The organism is Pedobacter frigiditerrae (genome assembly GCF_004331645.1).
In the GTDB taxonomy this organism is placed as follows: domain Bacteria; phylum Bacteroidota; class Bacteroidia; order Sphingobacteriales; family Sphingobacteriaceae; genus Pedobacter; species Pedobacter frigiditerrae.
Map to the genome: position 1 here is coordinate 283,949 of NZ_SJSK01000002.1, position 19,183 is coordinate 303,131.

Annotated in this window: 13 protein-coding genes; 1 reads left to right on the top strand and 12 read right to left on the bottom strand. The window is 36.2% G+C overall.

Annotated elements, in window-relative coordinates; all coding sequences use genetic code 11:
* Window positions 1-14: 14 nt before the first annotated feature.
* The 5 genes from EZ428_RS08270 to EZ428_RS08290 all read right to left on the bottom strand — a co-directional run bounded on the left by EZ428_RS08270 (window position 15) and on the right by EZ428_RS08290 (window position 7,189).
* Window positions 15-359: an L-rhamnose mutarotase gene (locus tag EZ428_RS08270; RefSeq protein WP_131552681.1), complete on the bottom strand. Its 345-nt coding sequence runs from the start codon at window positions 357-359 to the stop codon at window positions 15-17.
* A 7-nt stretch (window positions 360-366) separates the two neighbouring features.
* A complete protein-coding gene (locus tag EZ428_RS08275) occupies window positions 367-2,667 on the bottom strand; it encodes a glycoside hydrolase family 95 protein (protein ID WP_131552682.1) in 2,301 nt (766 codons plus the stop codon).
* Window positions 2,668-2,674: 7 nt separating this feature from the next.
* Window positions 2,675-4,303 carry a glycoside hydrolase family 43 protein gene (locus tag EZ428_RS08280; RefSeq protein WP_205945650.1) on the bottom strand — a complete coding sequence of 543 codons (1,629 nt, stop codon included), beginning with the start codon at window positions 4,301-4,303 and terminating at the stop codon, window positions 2,675-2,677.
* Window positions 4,303-5,682, bottom strand: a complete 1,380-nt coding sequence (locus EZ428_RS08285) for an apiosidase-like domain-containing protein (protein WP_131552683.1) — start codon at window positions 5,680-5,682, stop codon at window positions 4,303-4,305. The genes EZ428_RS08280 and EZ428_RS08285 overlap by 1 nt, the downstream gene beginning before the upstream one ends.
* Window positions 5,683-5,902: 220 nt before the next feature.
* Entirely contained in the window at window positions 5,903-7,189 is a 1,287-nt protein-coding gene (locus EZ428_RS08290; protein WP_165501737.1) for a DUF1593 domain-containing protein, read from the bottom strand.
* A 542-nt stretch (window positions 7,190-7,731) separates the two neighbouring features.
* On the opposite strand from EZ428_RS08290, the gene EZ428_RS08295 reads away from it, so the two are divergent.
* Complete coding sequence (locus EZ428_RS08295) at window positions 7,732-8,790, top strand: LacI family DNA-binding transcriptional regulator (RefSeq protein ID WP_131552685.1); 1,059 nt, start codon at window positions 7,732-7,734, stop codon at window positions 8,788-8,790.
* A 664-nt stretch (window positions 8,791-9,454) separates the two neighbouring features.
* Here EZ428_RS08295 and EZ428_RS08300 read toward each other — a convergent pair.
* From EZ428_RS08300 to EZ428_RS08330, 7 genes are all read right to left on the bottom strand, one after another.
* Window positions 9,455-10,369, bottom strand: a complete 915-nt coding sequence (locus EZ428_RS08300; protein WP_131552686.1) for a DUF6263 family protein — start codon at window positions 10,367-10,369, stop codon at window positions 9,455-9,457.
* A gap of 115 nt (window positions 10,370-10,484) precedes the next feature.
* The gene (locus EZ428_RS08305; RefSeq protein ID WP_131552687.1) at window positions 10,485-11,774 is read right to left on the bottom strand and encodes a glycoside hydrolase family 28 protein; all 1,290 of its coding nucleotides are present in this window, start codon (window positions 11,772-11,774) and stop codon (window positions 10,485-10,487) included.
* Between the two features lie 549 nt (window positions 11,775-12,323).
* Window positions 12,324-12,860 (bottom strand): hypothetical protein, encoded by a 537-nt coding sequence (locus tag EZ428_RS08310; RefSeq protein WP_131552688.1) that lies wholly within the window; start codon window positions 12,858-12,860, stop codon window positions 12,324-12,326.
* 157 nt (window positions 12,861-13,017) lie between these two features.
* Entirely contained in the window at window positions 13,018-13,401 is a 384-nt protein-coding gene (locus tag EZ428_RS08315; RefSeq protein ID WP_131552689.1) for a hypothetical protein, read from the bottom strand.
* A 137-nt stretch (window positions 13,402-13,538) separates the two neighbouring features.
* Window positions 13,539-14,024, bottom strand: a complete 486-nt coding sequence (locus EZ428_RS08320; RefSeq protein WP_131552690.1) for a hypothetical protein — start codon at window positions 14,022-14,024, stop codon at window positions 13,539-13,541.
* Window positions 14,025-14,175: 151 nt separating this feature from the next.
* Window positions 14,176-15,936, bottom strand: coding sequence for a RagB/SusD family nutrient uptake outer membrane protein (locus EZ428_RS08325; RefSeq protein WP_131552691.1), 1,761 nt, complete (start codon window positions 15,934-15,936; stop codon window positions 14,176-14,178).
* A gap of 6 nt (window positions 15,937-15,942) precedes the next feature.
* Entirely contained in the window at window positions 15,943-19,158 is a 3,216-nt protein-coding gene (locus tag EZ428_RS08330; protein ID WP_131552692.1) for a SusC/RagA family TonB-linked outer membrane protein, read from the bottom strand.
* Window positions 19,159-19,183: the final 25 nt, after the last annotated feature.

Below are 19,183 nucleotides of genomic sequence, written 5' to 3' on the forward strand. Positions count from 1 at the left end.
TGTGTTATTTATAATTAATTTGGTTGCAAACTGAATATTTGATTCATCAACACCCATTTTTCTCCTTCCTTAGCCCAAGCAATCGGCTTTTGAAATTTCGACATTAAACCTTCCCATTCCTTTACTATTGGATTTGAAGCATCCAATAACTGTTTTTGCTCAAAGGAAAAAGAATCTTCAGTTTCCATGATCATGAACAATCGATTACCCGTTCTATAAATTTCCATTTGAATAATATGGGCATCTAAAATGCTATTTCTTATCTCAATCCAGCCATTTTCTGCTTTATGCCAATGTTCATATTCGGCAATTAGAATAGGATCATCAATTAAATCTAAGGCAAGACAAAATCTTTTCATTATATATTTATTTTGTTGTTTGTTGAACTTTTAAGAAGGTAATGGCAGGGTCAGTTTTAATGTTTATTTTTTTGCCCATTACAGTTATTTCTGGAACCGTTCCGGAATAGGACCTAATGGTTGCTTTTTTCAATTGATGATTTTCCCACTCAATATCTACTTCATAATTGCCCCTAGCCCTTAACCCATATATTTTTCCATTACTCCAGGCACTTGGCAATGCAGGTAAAATATCTAAATCACCAGTTTGACTTTGCAATAGCAATTCGGCAAAGCCACCAAAAGGTGCATCATAAATAACTGGATATTTTAGACTTAATGCAGCCAGCGCTTTATCGCCATCTAATAACCTTGCCCACATTCCTGCCTTATCAGGATGATAACCCCCACTTCCCCTTAACTCCAAAGATTTACGGGCTGCCGCTAATAATGTAGGGGTATTTTTGTTAATTTGACTTAAAGGCCAAACTGAAATAACATGAGATATATGCCGATGAGTAACTTCCCACTCTTTTAAACTCGCAGAATAATCGAATTCCCATTCGTTTAATTGCCCTTTTGAACCTATTTTAAATGGCAATAATTTAGGCAAGGCCTGTTCTAGCTTAAGCCTAAAATCAATATCTCTTTTTAACACTTTACTGGCTGTGATGCAATGCTGAAAGAGCGACCTTAATAAAGCCAGGTCTAGCGTACTTCCCTGACTTACAGCTACGCGATTTCCCTTTTCATCAAAAAAATGATTTTCTGGAGAAGTAGACGGTGAGGTAACTAAATATCCATCTTTATTTTCAAGTAGCAAGTCTAAAGCGAATTCTGCAGCGCCTTTTAATATTGGATAAGCTGTGTTTTTCAAATAAACTTCATCCTGATTAAAATCATATTTATCCCAAACATTTTCGCATAACCAAATCCCACCCATTGGCCAAAGTGCCCAGCAAGGATCTCCTGTTGCCATGGTGGTCATTGCCCAAATATCTGAGTTATGGTGAGCCACCCAACCTTTAAAGCCATAATTGATCCTGGCTGTTTCTGCACCATTCTTAGCTAAATCGCAAACAAACTTAATTAGCGAATTAGTTACTTCGCTGATGTTGGCTGGTTCTGCAACTGCATAATATTTTTGCGGATTTTCATTCAAAGTATAATTGGATGCATAATTTGGAAACATATCCCTATTCCAAATCCCTTGTTCATTTCTTGGCGCCATACTTCCAGCCCTAGAACAAGCAATTAGGTTATACCTTGCCCATTGGTAAGCCAATATATATTTATTGGGCTGTTCATTGTTCACCTCAACCCAAAGTCTTCTAAATAACGATTGATAATCTTTTACGTGTGCATTTAGCAATTGTAAATAGCTTTTTTTAATTGCTTTATTTAAGTAAGCCGTAGCAAGTTCATTTTCATTTTTGCCAGCCATTCCAGGTTCTTTATCAATTCCATTAAAACTTGTAGCTGCCGAAAAATATATAATTGCTGTATCTGCTGCTAAAACAGTTAATGAAGTGTCTCCTACAATGTTCGTTTTACCTCCAATGGTTTTAATTGCTAACCTAGCCTGAAAACCAGTTCCCTTTTTTTCATCCCACTCTACAATCTGTTTTTTATTATAATTATCGATATGAATTGGCGCTCTACCATTCATAACTAGAGTTTGCCCTTCTGTTTTCAGCTTACCTTGTAACTGCGTATTCATCCCTGTGGTAAAACTTACAGTGCCTTTTTTATTGCTGTAAATTCTCATGATGATAGCCTGGTCAGGATAACTGGCAAAAATCTCACGAGTAAAATCAATACCGTTTACTTGATATTTAATAGTGGCCACTGCCCTATCTAGACTTAGTTCTCTTGAATAGTTACTATAGTTTTCTGATCCAGGAAAATTAAGATAAAGGTTTCCCAAGGGTTGATAAGCTTGATTGTTTTTCCCTTGCAATTGCCTAGCTAATGAATCTGCTTCTTTATATGCTGATGTTGCTAATGCCGCCCTAACTTCAGCCAAAACCTTAACATTTTTAGCATCATTATATGAACGAGGTACACCAGACCACAAAGTTGCATCATTTAAATTTATAATCTCTGAAGCTACACCACCATAAATTTTAGCACCCAATCTTCCATTGCCTAAGGGGATGGCTGCTCCAAAATCCTTTTGGCTAGTTGGCATATTATAGCTTAACTTTAACGACTCCCAGTTACCTTTTTTGCTACTGGTTTGTGCTACTCCATCTTTTTGGTTTAAAACCAATGCAACAACCCCTAAGGCAAATGCAATCCTTACTGATTTTTTTACAAAAAACTTCATTAATATCTCATTTTACTAAATAGGTGAAATAATCCAAATCCAAGTAACCAGAATCAGACTCATTGTTGTAGGTATAAATACCAATTCTATCACCACGATAAGCACCCCACATCAACTGGTAGGGCTTCCCAAATGGAGCATATTTTATTCCATCAGTACTGTAATAAAACTGACTTAAACCATCTAAACTCCAAGTAGATTTCAGCCACAATTGATTAGTTGTGACTGTGTCGCCCAAAACAATAGCGCCTTTCACATTATATTCTATTCTTTTGGTAACACCATCAAACACAACACCTATAGTTGCATAATTTGGCGAACCAAAATGTGTCAGACCAGATTTTTGACCTTTGGCCATCCCTGCTAAATCAAGTTTTACAACCACTTCATTAAATGAAGACCTGAAAGAACGTTGTGTTATTGTATTTCCGGCTTTTAATAGGTTATTTGTTTCAATTGGTCTAAAAGCCTTTAACCTAAGCCAGCCAGCTCTTTCTGCCAAACTCCATTTTTCTGCCCTAGGCTGATAATTCCATTCCCATTGCTCTGCTAGTACTTTAGCATTAAAACCATCACTGGTTTGAGGAATGCTTTTCTTTTGGCCTTGAATAGGTTTTCGTCCATTCCAAACCATCGAACCAATTTGATTAGCATCAGGATTTCCTAAAATTGGCCAATTGTCTATCCAGTTAACGGGTAGTAAACTCATAACCCTTCCAGACCAATCGCCAGACGAACCATGGTGAGTTAGGAAATACCAATCACCTTTTTGAGTCTGTACAATGCCTCCTTGATTTGGTTCGTGATGTTCTTTTTGAGCATAACTTAATTGTTTTGGACCCTCATAAGGACCATAGATATTTTTTGCCCGCTCCATCATCACTACCCTACCACCAGCTTTTACCTCAGAAAAGAAGTGATAATAAGTGTCTTTTATTTTAAAAAGCTTGTTAGCCTCACTTCCCTTAGATTGGTAAATCACCTTATCTGATCTTGCAATTAAGGTCTTTCCATCTGCTGTCATTTTAAACAGATGAATTTTATAACCATCGGTAAAATGGGTTCCTATAAAATAACCTTGTCCATCATCATCCCAAAAAGGGCATCCATCATCCCATCCTTTTGCGGCTAAGATTTGATGAACAGGTGCCCAAGGTCCTTCAATCTTTGCAGCAGTAGTCATAAAATAACCTTGATCAGGATCTCCAAAGTAAATCCAAAATTTATTATTGTGGTATCGAATTGCTCCTGCCCAGATACCTCTGCCATAGGTATTCATTTTATCCCAATTCATTTCTGCCGAGATTTTTGAGATATCATTTACCGCATGGCTAATGATTTTCCAGTTAACCAGATCCTTTGAATGTAAAATCACAAATCCTGGAGAATATTGAAATGTTGAGGAAACAGCATAATAATCACTCCCAACTCTTATGCAGTCTAAGTCACTATAATCTGCAGGTAATATTGGGTTTCGATAAGTACCATCATTTTGATCGCCCCAAGTTTGCCAATCTCCCCATTTTACTTTTTGTTGTGCAAAGGATTGTTCAACTAACAAAAGTGATACACAAAATAAGGTTATCAACTTATATTTAAAGGGCATTAATGCCAAGGTATTTTTAATTTGAACCATTATCTAGGTAGTTTATATTTTTTAGCACTATTGAACAAGACCAGTACGCAATCCGAATCTCCCATCATCTTATCCGCTTTGAAAATGCCATTGTTCTTTATTTTCTTTCCAATTAATTTAGGCTTTCCATTTATTGTATCAAACCAATAAGCATCTAAATTTGCTCCGAGGCTAGTGGTTTTAATTGATATGGTCTGTGAATCATTAAGATAAGCTAGTATAAAGGTGCTCTTATTTTGTTCTCCATTACCATCTCTCAATACGGGTATTTTATAGCTAATGCTGTCTTTTTGAGTGGTAAGCAGTAAGCTTTGATCAGGAACTGAATTTACAAGTGGTATGGCATTAATAAGGGTCTTGATATACTTAAGTTGTTGCTGCGCAGGAGTGTTCAATGCCTGTTGCCAATTCTCTACACCCGCTTTCCAGCTAATTAACATCCACTTTTGAGCTGTATGTGGTGTCATCTGCCATAACGCATTATGCCCATAGGCAAAGCCAAAACTGCCCGAAAAAACCGAAAGGTAAAGGGAACGTCTTTGAATAATTGGGTCTTCAGCAATCCCTGTTTCATAACGATGTTCTATCATGATGGTTGGTTTTGTGGGAGCTAAGTTAAAATCTCTAGAAACTAGATGTCTAAAATCATAACCTATTCCTTTGATATTTGATTTTCCCTGAATCATCCAAAAATCTACCCAATCTTCATTTCTGAAAAACTCTGAACTGGAGTGTGGTGAGCATGGATGTACAGAGACTAAGTTCGCCCCTTTGCTACCTTCTTTTAATCCTCTTCCAATAGCATTTACAGGTTCAACTTCAATAAATTTAGGTGTCGACTCGCCCCCAGCTACCAGTATAACATGTTTATGATTCTTATACTGTTGCCCTATCTTTTTGCCTAAAGTATACAATTGGTTTGTGGTGTAGCTATTCATTATGCCAGTAGTTTTACCACTCCACATGGCGTAAAGCATCGGATAAATCTGATATTCAGCACATTTTTTCACTATGTAATCGCAGTAAGCAAAATATTTAGGGTTTAAATCTGTTTTTTCAGGACCAATATAGGCCTGCTCGCCATAAACATTTTTCTCAGTTGCCTGAGGATAAAAATCGAGTGCAAACATGATACTATTAAAACCATTTTTAGCCGTGCTTTTTAACAACACATCAATCTCCTTATAAGTTAAGGCATTGATATTCCAAGCTGTTGTAGCCAAAATAAATACAGGCTCATTGGTTTTAGCATCTAGTAAATAGTGTTTGTTTCCGCTAACCTTTAGCCCATTTAGTACATTGGTTTTAGCGCTAGATTTTGTATTGAACGCAATCAATATTAAGATATTGATCACAAATAAAATGAGTAGTTTTTTCATTCCCTATTTGTTTGGTCAAGCCTGCGGATAAATCCACCCAGCATAATATTAATGAAGATGTCATGTCTATTATTTATTATCATAATTTAAATAAACTAATTAATACCAAAAGTTTGATTCTTAGGAACTATCATCTTCCCATCCTTTAAAAAATCAACCCTTACCAATCCGGGCTTTTCCCTCCAACTCTCCATAAACCTATGTGAGTAGCTGGTTTCATCTATGGTTTTACTTTTATAATAATTCTTTTGTAGGAAACTAGTGCTGGCAAACCATTATCGGTTACTTCAAGGATAATGTGGATAGTGCCTTCCTTTTTGCCCTTTGGGACTATGAAATACATCTTATCGTAAGATTCACTCATAATACGTACAAGACCATCATAAGTACCTGCCTCTTTGTATTGCCACCATTTAACAGTTATTTTGTTCCCATCGGGATCAATTGTGCCTTTAGCACTTAGCTTGATGATTTTTCCCGGCTTAGCAGTTATTTCTGTTTTACTAGTCAATTTTATAACTGGCGTATGGTTGGCATCGCTGTATTTTTCCGCTACGCACCAGTCTAGCCGGGCTTCAAAATTGTTGTTTACCTGATTTACCCATCTTTTTAACGGGATAAGAACATCGCCATCATCTTTTGCATCTGCATAAACATTTGCAAAATTAGGTAGCTTTTCAAAACGCCCTCCCCAACCGCCATAGCTGGGGTTTTCGTAATTTCTTAAACCTGTATTCATGGTGTACATAAACGATGGCGAATCACCTTCGCTAATATAATCTTGAGGATAGAGTGCTCCCAATGGCCCATGGTTGGTTTTGACCTCCTTGGTAATGAAAGTATTTGTGGTGGTTTGTATTCTGTAAGCCCATGTTTTATTAAAAGCATCAGAATACAGCATAGTAACCTTAGGATGATATGTTTCAATGTAATTGCCGGCATCGTCCTGATACCAGATATTGTACATCACCACTTTAGAAACAGCCCGTTCATATTCCTTCGGATACTCAGTCTTTAGCTTATAGAACGCTTTAGAGGCAGTATTGCCCCCACCCCATGCCTGTATGTATACGGGGCTAGGATCTTTGTTTAACAATACTTCTACTATCCTGTCAGAACCTGGAGTATTTGGCCACTTATCTGGCATATACTGTACCCTCTCGCCTGGCTTTTGTGCTTCTCTTTCCTCACGTGAAACCACATTGCTCAGGTGACTAATATCTTCATCGCCAACAAAGCTTTTGCTCCTTATTTCATCTGCTGTAGGATATTCCGAATTGTGCTTAATAAGATTGGGGTATACTTTTTCATAGGCATCAAGCTGCCTTTCATACCAAGGTTCCTTGCTGTGACCATTTTTCTGGTAGCATGAATTTGTTTCGATAACAGCCTGCAAATCAATATCGCAAATGTAAAGCAGAAAGCGCACCATTGAGCTATGGTCATCAACTTCTCCATCGGTCATAACTATTACTCGGGGCTTTTTTCCCTTGGTTTGTGCATGCATAAACAAGGGCATTAAGACCGCTAATAAACAAAATGTTAATTTTTTAAACGTGCAATACATATTCACTTATAAATGCCATAAATAAGAGGGTTTATTAATCTTTTTCAATTGATTTCTACTTTTGCTTATTTAGCACTATCTTATTGCAGAGCCCTAATTTAGATTCAAAGATTTACCTATTTGTCTATCTATTTCATTAATAACTATAAAAGGCTGTAAAAATTCACAACCAATTCTCTTTGCATAAAACCATAAGTTTTATTGCCTTATCTCGAAATGACTTTAATAAAGGCACCTCCATATTTTGAATTTAATCGATTAAAGAATTTCATCAATGCTTTCGGCAGGTGATTAATCGATAATGAAGAGTTAACCAAAAAAGTTTCGATTTATATTTGTCTTCAATGATACAATTTATGAAATCGATTTCAAAATATTATTTGATTTATTTTATTAATATTGTCATTGGTCAAAAAAACACCCAGTTATATTATATCAAGAAATTATTGAGGCTGTAGAAACCTCAAGAATTTGATTAAAAAATGAACAAAACAAAGAGAATAACGATTTATGATTTGGCGAAAGAACTAGGTATATCCGGTTCTTATGTATCCCGTGCTTTGAACGACCATCCTACCACAAGCGAAAAAATGCGGGAAATGGTAAAACAAAAGGCTAAAGAGTTAAATTACAAACACAATACCTCTGCGGCTAATCTACGCCAAGGCAACTCGAAGATTATTGGAATAATAGTACCAAAGATAAATGAGACCTTTTTTGCCAATGTAATTGCTGGGATTGAAGAGATTTGTAGCAAATACAAATATCATATCATTATCTGCCAGTCTGAAGAAAATTTAAAAAAGGAAAAAGAAGCTATTGATACCTTGATCAAGCAAAATGTAGATTGTATCATGATTTCACTCTCTCAGGAAACCAAAACCAATGCTCATTTACTTGATATTCTAGCTAACAAAATACACCTTATCCAATTCGATCGTGTTGATGAAAGTGTGGAAAGTTACATCATCAAAAACGATAACAAGATTGCTGCTTTTAATGGCGTTGAGCATTTGATTAAAATGGGTTATGAAAGAATTGCTCACATTGGTGGCCCAGTCTATTTAAATATATATGCTGATCGTAAACAGGGCTATCGTGAGGCTTTATTAAAAGCAAAACATACCTTATTTGATGATGAAATTGATAATATTGCTCTTTCTAGAACAGATGCAAAAACAATCGCCTTAAAGTTACTGAGCAAGCAAGACAGACCTGACGCATTTTTTACCTCTTCTGATCAAGCGGCATTGGGCGTAATACAAGCCGCCAAAGAGTTGAACATTTCGATACCAAAAGACCTTGGCGTTTTAGGCTTTCAAGATGAAGAATTCAGCAGTTTTATCAGTCCAAACCTATCTTCTATAAATCAACAAAGCAAGCAAATTGGAATAAGTGCGGCGAATCTATTTTTCAAAACTATTTTGAAAAATAAAGTTAAGACGACCGAATCATCTACGGAAATTATCAATTGCGAATTAATGATCAGGGAAAGTTCATATAGGAAAATAGCTAAAAAGTTCACAAAAACACCTGAGTAAATTGTCCACTTTTTTATCATCTACTTCTATAGAACCATAAAGGTGTCATGAACTTATAGTTAAAGTATTTCTTATATCTCTAATTAAAAACAATTAGGTAAAATAGATTTTCTCCAACAGATTTAACTTGTTCTTATTAGCTTTTCTAATAATTTTATTATCTTAGTATAACATCGCCACCCTAGCAATCAAGCTTTATCAAAGCGTTTCCATTTCTCCTCATTTCAATCCATCAAGCCCAGGTTAAGTCCACCTCAACTCCACCTTAAGTCCACGTCATATCCACTCTTCCGCCATTCTCTATCCCATCCCTATTGCATTGCTATCCCAGTGTTACCCTATGATACTTGCTTCCGACTTTATTCTTAGAGATTAAAGTATGATTAATGGACAGAAGGATAGGTATGCAATAGGGATGGAAGCATGGTGCAGGGAACAAGGAAGGGTTAATAGGTGGCTCCGCTGGGGACAATAAATATTGACGTAATTCACCTTCTGGCTGGAGACTCCAGCAGCCGAAATAGTTAACGAAAGAATTTAATAAGCCGTACCATATACACAGCAAGCCCATACCATATGTTTAGTGAATTTCCAACTCTCAATATATAAATATGATGTGCTTTTCTAAGCTGAAGTCAAACACATAACTATCAATCTTACGTATTTATTGTTCACTAAGGGTCATCTTATTGCTCATATCCATAGGTAAGCTTAATCCATCTGGAAGTTGCGCTGTTGGTGGTATTTCTGTATGTCCTTTGATATGTTGTTGAATAACAGCATTCGCCATCCAACCTGTTATTTTACTGATTTTAATATTGGATGTCATATCGCCAGTTATGTGATAAATCATTTTCATTCCATTGTTAACATTCACATCCTTTCCGGTAGTCGTAATCTTTGAGATACCCGTAATTAGGTAATAATCACTTGTTACATCTTTTAAGGTATAGGTAGTTTCAATATCAGCCGTCATACCAGATTTAAGCTTGCCCTTTGTGATCCATTTCTCGCCAACGTTAACTGCGATTTTCGGATAAACGGCCATACTCATTTCCATATTTGCTTTAAAAGCTTCTTCACCATAAGATTGGGAAAGTTGTGCTTTTAATTGAGCCAATTGTGCTGCTGGTAGTTCTGTCGCTTCACTCAACCCTTCAAATAATTTTTCAATGCCTTTAACTTCTACAATCCTTCCTTTTTTAGTCATCTTCATGGTAAAGGTATTCTTTTTCATACCTGCCATCATTTTCGATAATAGATCGCCTTCTTTTGGGTTCTCCGAATCAACTGACATTGTATTGTTAGGCATTTCCATTTTCATGGATAGACTTTCATATTTACAAGAGATAATATAAACGGTATCTAATTGATCTAATACCTTGTAAGACATCAAGGCATTTATGCCAATCTTTATGTTTAAATCCTGACCTTGCATATTTTGGATCATCGTCATATCTGAAGCAAGACGCTGATTGTAAGTTTGCCCTTTTACCAAGCTTAATTCAATTTTTTGTTTTTGGGCATAACTAGCCGTAGTAAGTAGTAAGGCAATGCAGCAAGTAATAATATTTTTCATAAAGTTGTTTGTTAAAAAAGTCTAATATAACTTAATTTAAAATTGATGTGAGGGTTTATGATGAATGCTAACCAAGTTAATGCCTTTTAATCACTTATCAAATCCCCTATTTCGCCTATTGGCTAGTGTCGCTACCTGCCGTATTCACTTTTTTAACTACTAAAGGCGCACCGTTAACCATTACGTTTTCAAACTTAACATCGTCGTATTTGTTGGTCAATACTGGATTTTTTGTAGTTACTTCTATATCCTTGAAAACAAAACCATTTACCTTATCTGGTAGATTGCCATTCATTTCACCAAACTTTACGCTTTCTACCTTAATGTTTTTCATCATTACATTTTTGATGGTACCAAATGGTTTTACTGTACTACCTTTTAAATCAAAAAACTGTGTCCAAGGATTTAGGTCGATTAAAGCACCAGATTTACCCGTAATGTTTTCTATGGTAATGTTTTCAAAGAGTTGAAAGGTATCACCTCTCATTTTGAATTTTAAAATAGGACAAGTATTATCAACCACGCAGTTCCTCATGATGATATTTTTAGCGTGAATACTTTCACTACCAAATGTTAGCGTAGAGTGAGAATTACCTATGGTGCAATTTTCTATCAATACATCTTCTACCATGCCATTTTCAGGTAATTGATGTGCTGTTGGCCCTTTTCCGCCTTTAATACAAATTGCATCATCATTTACGGAGATATAACAATTCCTGATGGTTACTTTTTTACAAACATCAATGTCAATCCCATCTGTACTCGGTGCTTTTACAGGTTTAAAAGGCGAACGGATATCTGTGTTTTCAATCAATACATTATTGCATTGATACAAGTGGGTAGTCCAAAAGCCAGCATTACGGAACTTTACATTTTGTATCTTAACGTTGTTGCTACCCCATATAAAAACCAAACGTGGTCTGCTTACCTCTAGATTGGTTAAGGTTTTTTTAATCTTAGCAACTGAATCTCTTCCTGCCCAAAACTGTTTCCAGAACTTCAGTCCGTTACCATTAATCTCTCCTGGTCCACTGATAGTAAAACCATCTACCTGATAAGCATTAACTAGCGCCGCAAAATATTTAAGACTTTGGCCTTCCATACGTGACGGAATAAATGGATAATTCTTTATCTCATCAGACCCTTTTAAAACAGCCCCTTCCAGTAAACGTAGCTTTGTCTTTTTCTTAAAAAAAAGTGCCCCACTCAGGTAAGTTCCTTTTGGGATAACAATTGTTCCTCCACCTTTGGCAAAAGCTTTATCAATTACTTGTTGGATAGCTTTAGTTTGCAGTAGCGTACTATCGTTTTTAACACCGAATTTGGTAATGACATATTCTTGGGCGGCCAATCGATTGGCTAGAAAGGCAAAAATTGCCAGGATGATGATTTTCTTAAAGTTCATAAGCATATTTGGTATATAATTAACAAGCTAGTCTAATATATAGCTAGAAAGAAATTACGGCTTAAATTATCACTTAAATTACATTAAATCATCCTGTACTATACTGTAAATTTTTTACCACACCTGCATACCGCAGGCAGGTAGATACATAAGTATTATGCTATATAACCTAGGTATCTATGTGGTTAACCTGTATCAAACTTGTCCCAAGAACAAAATTCCTCAATTTGCATTGAGGAGATTCCCTATCCCTCTTGAGCTGAATAAGGCTGTGCTACAATAAAGGCAGAAACCTGTATGAACATATCTTGTCGCTGCATGCAAGTGTGACAGGCAAGCAGTCTATCGATATGAATAAGGAAGGATATTATGCTGTTGAATAGCGCTCACATTAAATCTATCTTAGGATTTTACTGCTATCCGTGGTGCTCACCCGCCAAAGTTAACTTGTTTCAAGGTCTGCCACGCATAAGAGGAAAAGCAAAAACTACCTAAAAGACAATCTTTTAGGTAGTCTAATGGTTAGTTTATTAATTAATTACGAAACTATTATCTTGTTATTCTAGGATATAAGCGAATCTGTGCGTATTCCAAATAATCTTCTTCTTCATTCCAGAACATAATGGAAGCTTCCATCACAAAAGCCGTCTCTTCGGTTCCGATTTCACACGATCCCGAATAAGAATACGTTGTGGTAGAAGGATAAAGTTCTGCAGTAAAATAAGGATAATAATACACATAGGTCGGATCATTCCATATTAAAAATTTTGAAGCATATAGTTCACCAGGCGAAGTATCTTGACCTACAAGAGCCTGAAATTCTCCTTTCATTGCTCCAGTATTTATAGGTATATTCTTAACCATTATATCATAATGAACAGTATGCCCATTTGTATCTAAAGTAAATTTGGCATATAACAAATCACTATCGTAGGTATAAGACCTGGCGGTAGATGATGCCGTATAGCTACCAGAGCTTGGAATGAAACTACTAGGATCCCAATCTACAGTTTGTGCAACACCCGTAAATGAGATGCTAGCAAATAAAATAAAAAACAGCAAAGGTTTTAAAAACTTTTTGTTCATAACAGTTGATTTAGCAAATGCCTACTCTTTATAGGATTTTCGGCTTACTCCTTTTTTTATGCTATAATGGATTGTGATTTTCAGCCTATCGGCTTGTGTCCACCAGCCTAAATTATTGCAGCGGCTCAGGAGATGAGATACCGACCGATGGAGAAAATTATAATACTATATGGCTATCACGCCTCTCATATGTATTATCCGAATAATCTACTACCCAGTAAATATCAAGTTCTGAATAATCGCCAACTGTAAAATCGCCCAACACATACGCACCGTCTGTTCGATCAGACAAATAAATATCATCCCATATAGAAGGATCGTCTATTCTTCTTGCCACTACAAAAAGCCATGTATTGGTTACAGGTGTACTTGATAATGGTAATAAACTCACTTCAATTTTCCCGGTTGAAATTCTATTATCAGAATACCCAAAATCAGCTGGTGTTCCTGAGTGGCTAGAATAGTACGTTGTTTGTGAAAATACTTGGCTAGTAATAAGAGCGAAAAATGCAAAAATTGAAACTTTTAATATTTTTTCCATAAAACTTAATCTAGTTCATTGCCTACTCTTTGAAGGATTTTCGGCGTACTCCTTTTTTGTCTATGATGCAAAAGGATGTAATACATAAAAATCTTGCTAACAATACACCTTTTTACAATTAGCATTCATTTTAAATTCTATGGAATAACATCATATTCATCATAGGTATAAAAACCATGATTAGTAGGGTAAGGAAAGTTTGGATCGCTAAAATAAGTAAAGCCGTGCCCAGCAGATATAAATAAGGTATGGGTAATAGCATAATAATCTCCTATGTAGACACTTCCAGAATAAACAACCTGTCCTGTTGGTAATGTACGATAATCTTCAGTTTCATTATTAAAATCTACCAGGTTAATTATAGACCCATAGGGTAATAAAGCAATACCAAGAGATAAATAAGTTCCACCAGTGTGAACATCACTTATATTCATGCTATTAGGGTAATTAACCGTGAAAGAGTAATGTAGATAACCAGTTAATGAATCTAATGTTAAAATGGGTGCTGTTGCATAACTAGACTCATTGTTGTAGGAGGGATAAGAGTCTCTTAAAGAAATCGATTGTGCCTTAATGCCTACTCCAATTATACAGAGGAAGGCGATTACAATTAGTTTTTTCATTTTTAGGGGTTTAAATTTGGTTACCTACTCTTTGAAGGATTTTCGGTTTACTCCTGTATTTTATTCATATTAAAAGTGATGTGTTTTGTAAATTCTATTCAAAAAAAAACGGGTTCAACCAAATGAACCCGCTTTGAGATGTTAATCTTATTTATTTCCAATCAAATGGCAAATACCAATTGGCTGGGTTCATTAATTTTGTTCTAGTTGCCGCTGCATTAGGATCACCAGCCTTTAATAATTTCTGGTAAACGCGATCAGCTAAAAATGCTGGGTTATTTTCCCTTGTAGCAATACGCACTAAATCTGGCCAACGGTTACCTTCAAATGCAGTTTCTAAGGCTCCCTCATCAATCAACTTGCCTTCTAACCCTAATACATCAGTTTGTAAGGCAACATCAAGATTGGTTATCCCTGCCCTACCCCTAATTCCTGTACTTCTATACCAAGGCCCTCTAAAGTCAGTATTGCTAGAGGCATCCATAAAATAAGGAGCTGCGTAAGGCGTTCTCATCGACGCAATATCATCAAATGAAACAGGTGCTGGTGCGCCTGCGGCATTTCTAGTGCCATTATAGAAAGTATTAATAATGCCATTATTTAATAATGCCCAACCTAATTTCCCCTTACCATCTCTATTAGCCGCCTCAGCATAACGAAGGTGCAGAAGTGTGGCACGATATATTCCCCAAGTACCACCTTTATTAAATGCAGATGCTGGTAAGGTATTTCCCGTAAACTTGGTAATTTCAGGCCCAGCTGCACTTGTAGAATAAGATAGTCTGCCCCTTGCGTCATAGGGGATACCACTATTTTGTCGCTGTGCATTCCAACTTTCAATAATTACTTGCGAAGGTTTAACCAAATATTTTCCGTACTGCTGAGAGCAAAGTTCGAACATAGGATTACCTGGCTTAAAATTAGAACTGTAAGGTATGCCCCACAAAAATTCAGCCTGCCAAATTCTATTCGTAGTGGGCAAAGTAAACATAGTTCTCCAGCCAGACTCGAACAGCAAAGTCGCCTCGTCTTGATACCTACCGTAACGGACAGTTGCATCTGCCCACTGGTCGGCAGTATATACTACTTTATACCAACTAAATGACTTGTTAAATTCTGGATTTGTGTTTTCATAATCAAATATCTTAATGTAACTTTCAGCTGCCTTTACATAGTTATTTTTCCATAGGTACAAGTCTCCTAAAATAGACGGTTTACTAATAAACATCCTTTCCGTAAAACTTCCATCAATCGTAGTAACTAGTGGATTACCGGTTGGATAAGCATAAACTTCCTTATAGGGTAAAGCCTCAGTAAAAGCGATTAACTTATCCAACAACTGATCAAAGGTGATGCGTGGAAAACTACTAAGGTTTTTAACATCATCTACCTTTTCAACAGGATCCGTAATGTAAGGAATACTGCCATATTGTATACCCAATTGCAAATATATGTAACTACGCAAGGCACCAATGTCTGAATAGTGTTTGTTGTAATCATCAACACTCATTTTCTTGTCACGAACCATTAGCTGAAAATTCTTTAAGGCATCATTACAGTTCAAGATCACAGTGTAATACGGTCTTGGGTCTATATAAGGATTGTCTTTCGTAGCAGTATGGTTCGACAATGCTTTCAAATTTTGATCTGCATTTGCAGTAACATCCATCAAATCACCACGTAGCTCATTTTGCAAGATGAATGTTTTATGTAAGCCCAAAAACTGACCATAAATACCAATAACAGCAGCATCAGCATCTGAAGAGTTTCGATAAGCATTACTGATATCTAACTTGTCTTCTGGTGCTTCGTTATCTTCTTTTTTGCAAGACCATGAACCTGTTGCAAGCAGGGCTACCACTACAATTGCAATAACTTTTTTATTAAAATCCATCATTCTCTTATTATACATTATCAATTATAAACCAACTCTAAAACCTAATTGAAACGACCTGAACTGAGGCTCAAGTGTAGTGTCAACTCCCCTTGTAAAAATGCTTCCCGATGCACTAAACTCTGGGTCGTAACCCAAGTAATTAGTTAGCGTAAATACATTATTAGCAGTGGCATAAACCTTTGCATATTTAAATGCCTTTGTTTTTAACGGGATATTATAACTTAAATTAACCGTCCTTAAACGTAGGTATGAACCATCTTCTATCCAACGATCAGAAAATCTTGCATTACCCATCGGATCGCCGAAAGATGCTTTAGGGGTATTAGTAACTTGTCCGTTCCCTCTCCATCTGTTATTTAATGCTTCAGTTTGGTTATAATAAGTACTGCCAGATTCTAGTTGCGCTCTGGTATAGTTATATACATCATTGTTTGCTACAAATGTGATCAAGGCATCTAAACTCCAATTTTTATAAGAAACTGTACTACTGAAACTTCCAAATAGAGAAGGGTTTGGATTGCCAATCACGGTACGATCTGCATCATCAATTATTTTGTCTCCATTTTGGTCAACAAACCTAACGTCACCACCTGTAAAAGGTACCAATGAACCAATACTATTTCTGTTAGATAAGCCAACCGACGCGGCCTCAGCATCACTGCTGTAAACACCATTTGTTTGATATCCGAAAAATTGATTAGCTGATTTACCAACTTGAGTAAGGTAAGCACCACCTGCATAATTGGTAATGATACTCGTACCATTTGGCAAACTGGTTACTTTATTCGTAGAGGTACCTAAAGTGATACCAGCATCCCATTTTACTGATTTGTTCAAAATCCTACCATTCAAACCAAAATCAATACCTCTAGTACGCATCGCACCTTGGTTATCTAAAAACGAATTGATTCCTCCTATAGAACTTACAGGTACATAAGTTAACATCTTATCAGTTTTGTGCTCATAAACATCAATGCTCATACTTAAACGTTCGTTTAAGAACGCACCATCGGCGCCAAAGTTAAATTTAGAAACCTTTTCCCATTGGATATTAGGGTTGGCAATGTTTCCTCTAACTAAGCCCTGTAAGCCTAAAAGGTTTTGAGAGATGTAATATTGGCGGTTATTGTAGTTACCAATATCATCGTTCCCTACAATGCCATAACTCATTCTCAATTTCAACAAGTTAATATGTCTATAATCACGCATAAAATCTTCGGATGAGATTAGCCAAGCAGCACTCACAGCTGGTAAAATAGCTGAGTTACCTAAAATAAAATTATCTGCAATGTCTTTTCTACCAAAACGAGAAGACTGATCAACAGCAACAGCAGCATTTAAAAAATATTTATCTTTATAGCTATAATCAGCTGTTAAATAAGTATTTAAAGTACTCCATCTGCCTATATCCCCTCCAAAAGTACGTAAGGCTGCATTCGAGTTTCCAATACTGATCAATACATCTGTTGCCGTATTATAACCAATGGCAACGTCCTGCTCACTCTGACTTGAGTTAAAACGTGTACCTAAGGTGGCATGGATACGATGGTCTTCTCCTATTTTATGATCAAATGTTAAGCGTAAATCATCAAAAACACTAAAATACCTTGCTACCTGAGTGCCCGATTTACTGTCTCCAATTGTTGTTGTCAACGTTTCATTCACAACTCCTTTACGAGGCACAAATAAGGTTTCTTGAACTTTGTCATAAGTTACACCAGTTAAATTTGATAATTTAAATGACTTACTAAAGGTGTAATCAAAGTTGATATTTCCAAAAAAGCGATAGGTTTTTTTAAGATTTAATCCTTTCTCTATTAAAGCACGAGGATTACTCACACCTAAAGTATCATATTCGGCTAAATTTGGCGAAACTGCCCCCGAAGGGCTAATCTCATTTACACCTAAAAACGGTGCTTTAACCAGTGATAAAAAGATAGGATTGGTATTTGGCGCAATGCCTTGGTCTTTTAAGCGTTGTTCGGCATATGCAAATGATAAAGCAGTAGTTCCTTGAAGTTTTTTAGTCAAGTTCAAATCACTATTAAAACGCATACCATATTTGGTATTGTTAGTAGAGTCAATTACACCTTTGTCTGAAGAATATAAGGCTGATAAAGCATATTTTGCAATATTATCTCCCCCTGTTACTTTCAAATAAAAATTTTGATCAAATGAGTTTTTGAAAACTTTGTCTTGCCAATCTGTATTTTGATGATACATCGTGTAACTCGGATTGGTTACGGGATTCGAATCGTCGTTTAAGTAAGGTTTTGCTGCTATCTGCGCAGTGGTTAAACCTTGGCTTTTTAAAACATCAGTTAAATAAGTACGAAAATCCGCTACACCCATCAATGGTAATTTTTTAGGTGCCAAATTAAAACCACCATAAGCAGCAAAATCTATCTGTGTAGCCAAATCTTTAGCCCTATTAGTGGTAATAACCACAATACCGTTTGCTGCTTTTGAGCCATAGCTAGCAGTTGCTGCTGCATCTTTAACTAAACTGATGCTTTCTATATCACGTACATCAATAAATTGCAAAGGATTATTTCTATGTCCAAATGTTAAAGATGTGCCGTAACTATTGGCATCATAAATCATCCCATCTACCAAATACATTGGCTGATTGCTGGCATATAATGAGGTAAAACCTCTCACAAATAAATCGGCACCAATACCTGGGGTTCCTGATTTTCTAATCACATTTAAGCCTGGCATTTGCCCTTGAAGAAAACTAGTTGGACTTTCTGAATTCGCGTTCCAACCTCCTTTCGGATTAAAAACACTAACTGCTGCTGGGGTACGAGCAAGGTTTTGAGTACCCAAAGGTAAGCTCACGTTGGTAAACACAGAATTATAAGTATCTGGCCAAATTTTAATGGTCGCTAACTTTCGTTTGTGAACGGGCAAAAGTTTGGTATGATAGCCATCGAAACTCACTAAGATGGTAGCATTAAAATTAGGAACAGTAATGCTAAACTTTCCTTTATCATCTGTTAGTGCAGCAGAAAAATCGATAACAGTGAGCTTAACGCCCACCATTGGTTTATTCGTATTGCCATCTACCACCGTACCTGTTATTTTTTCTCCTTTTAAGGTTACCTGTTTAACCTTAACGGTCGTGGTATCAGTACTATATTGAGCCGTATCTGTTTGTGCATAAGTTGTTACAGTACACATAACTCCAAAAATCAGCAATGAAAGTCTTTTTTTTATGATGGTAAAATTATACATAGTCTTTTATTTGAGTCAGATTAAT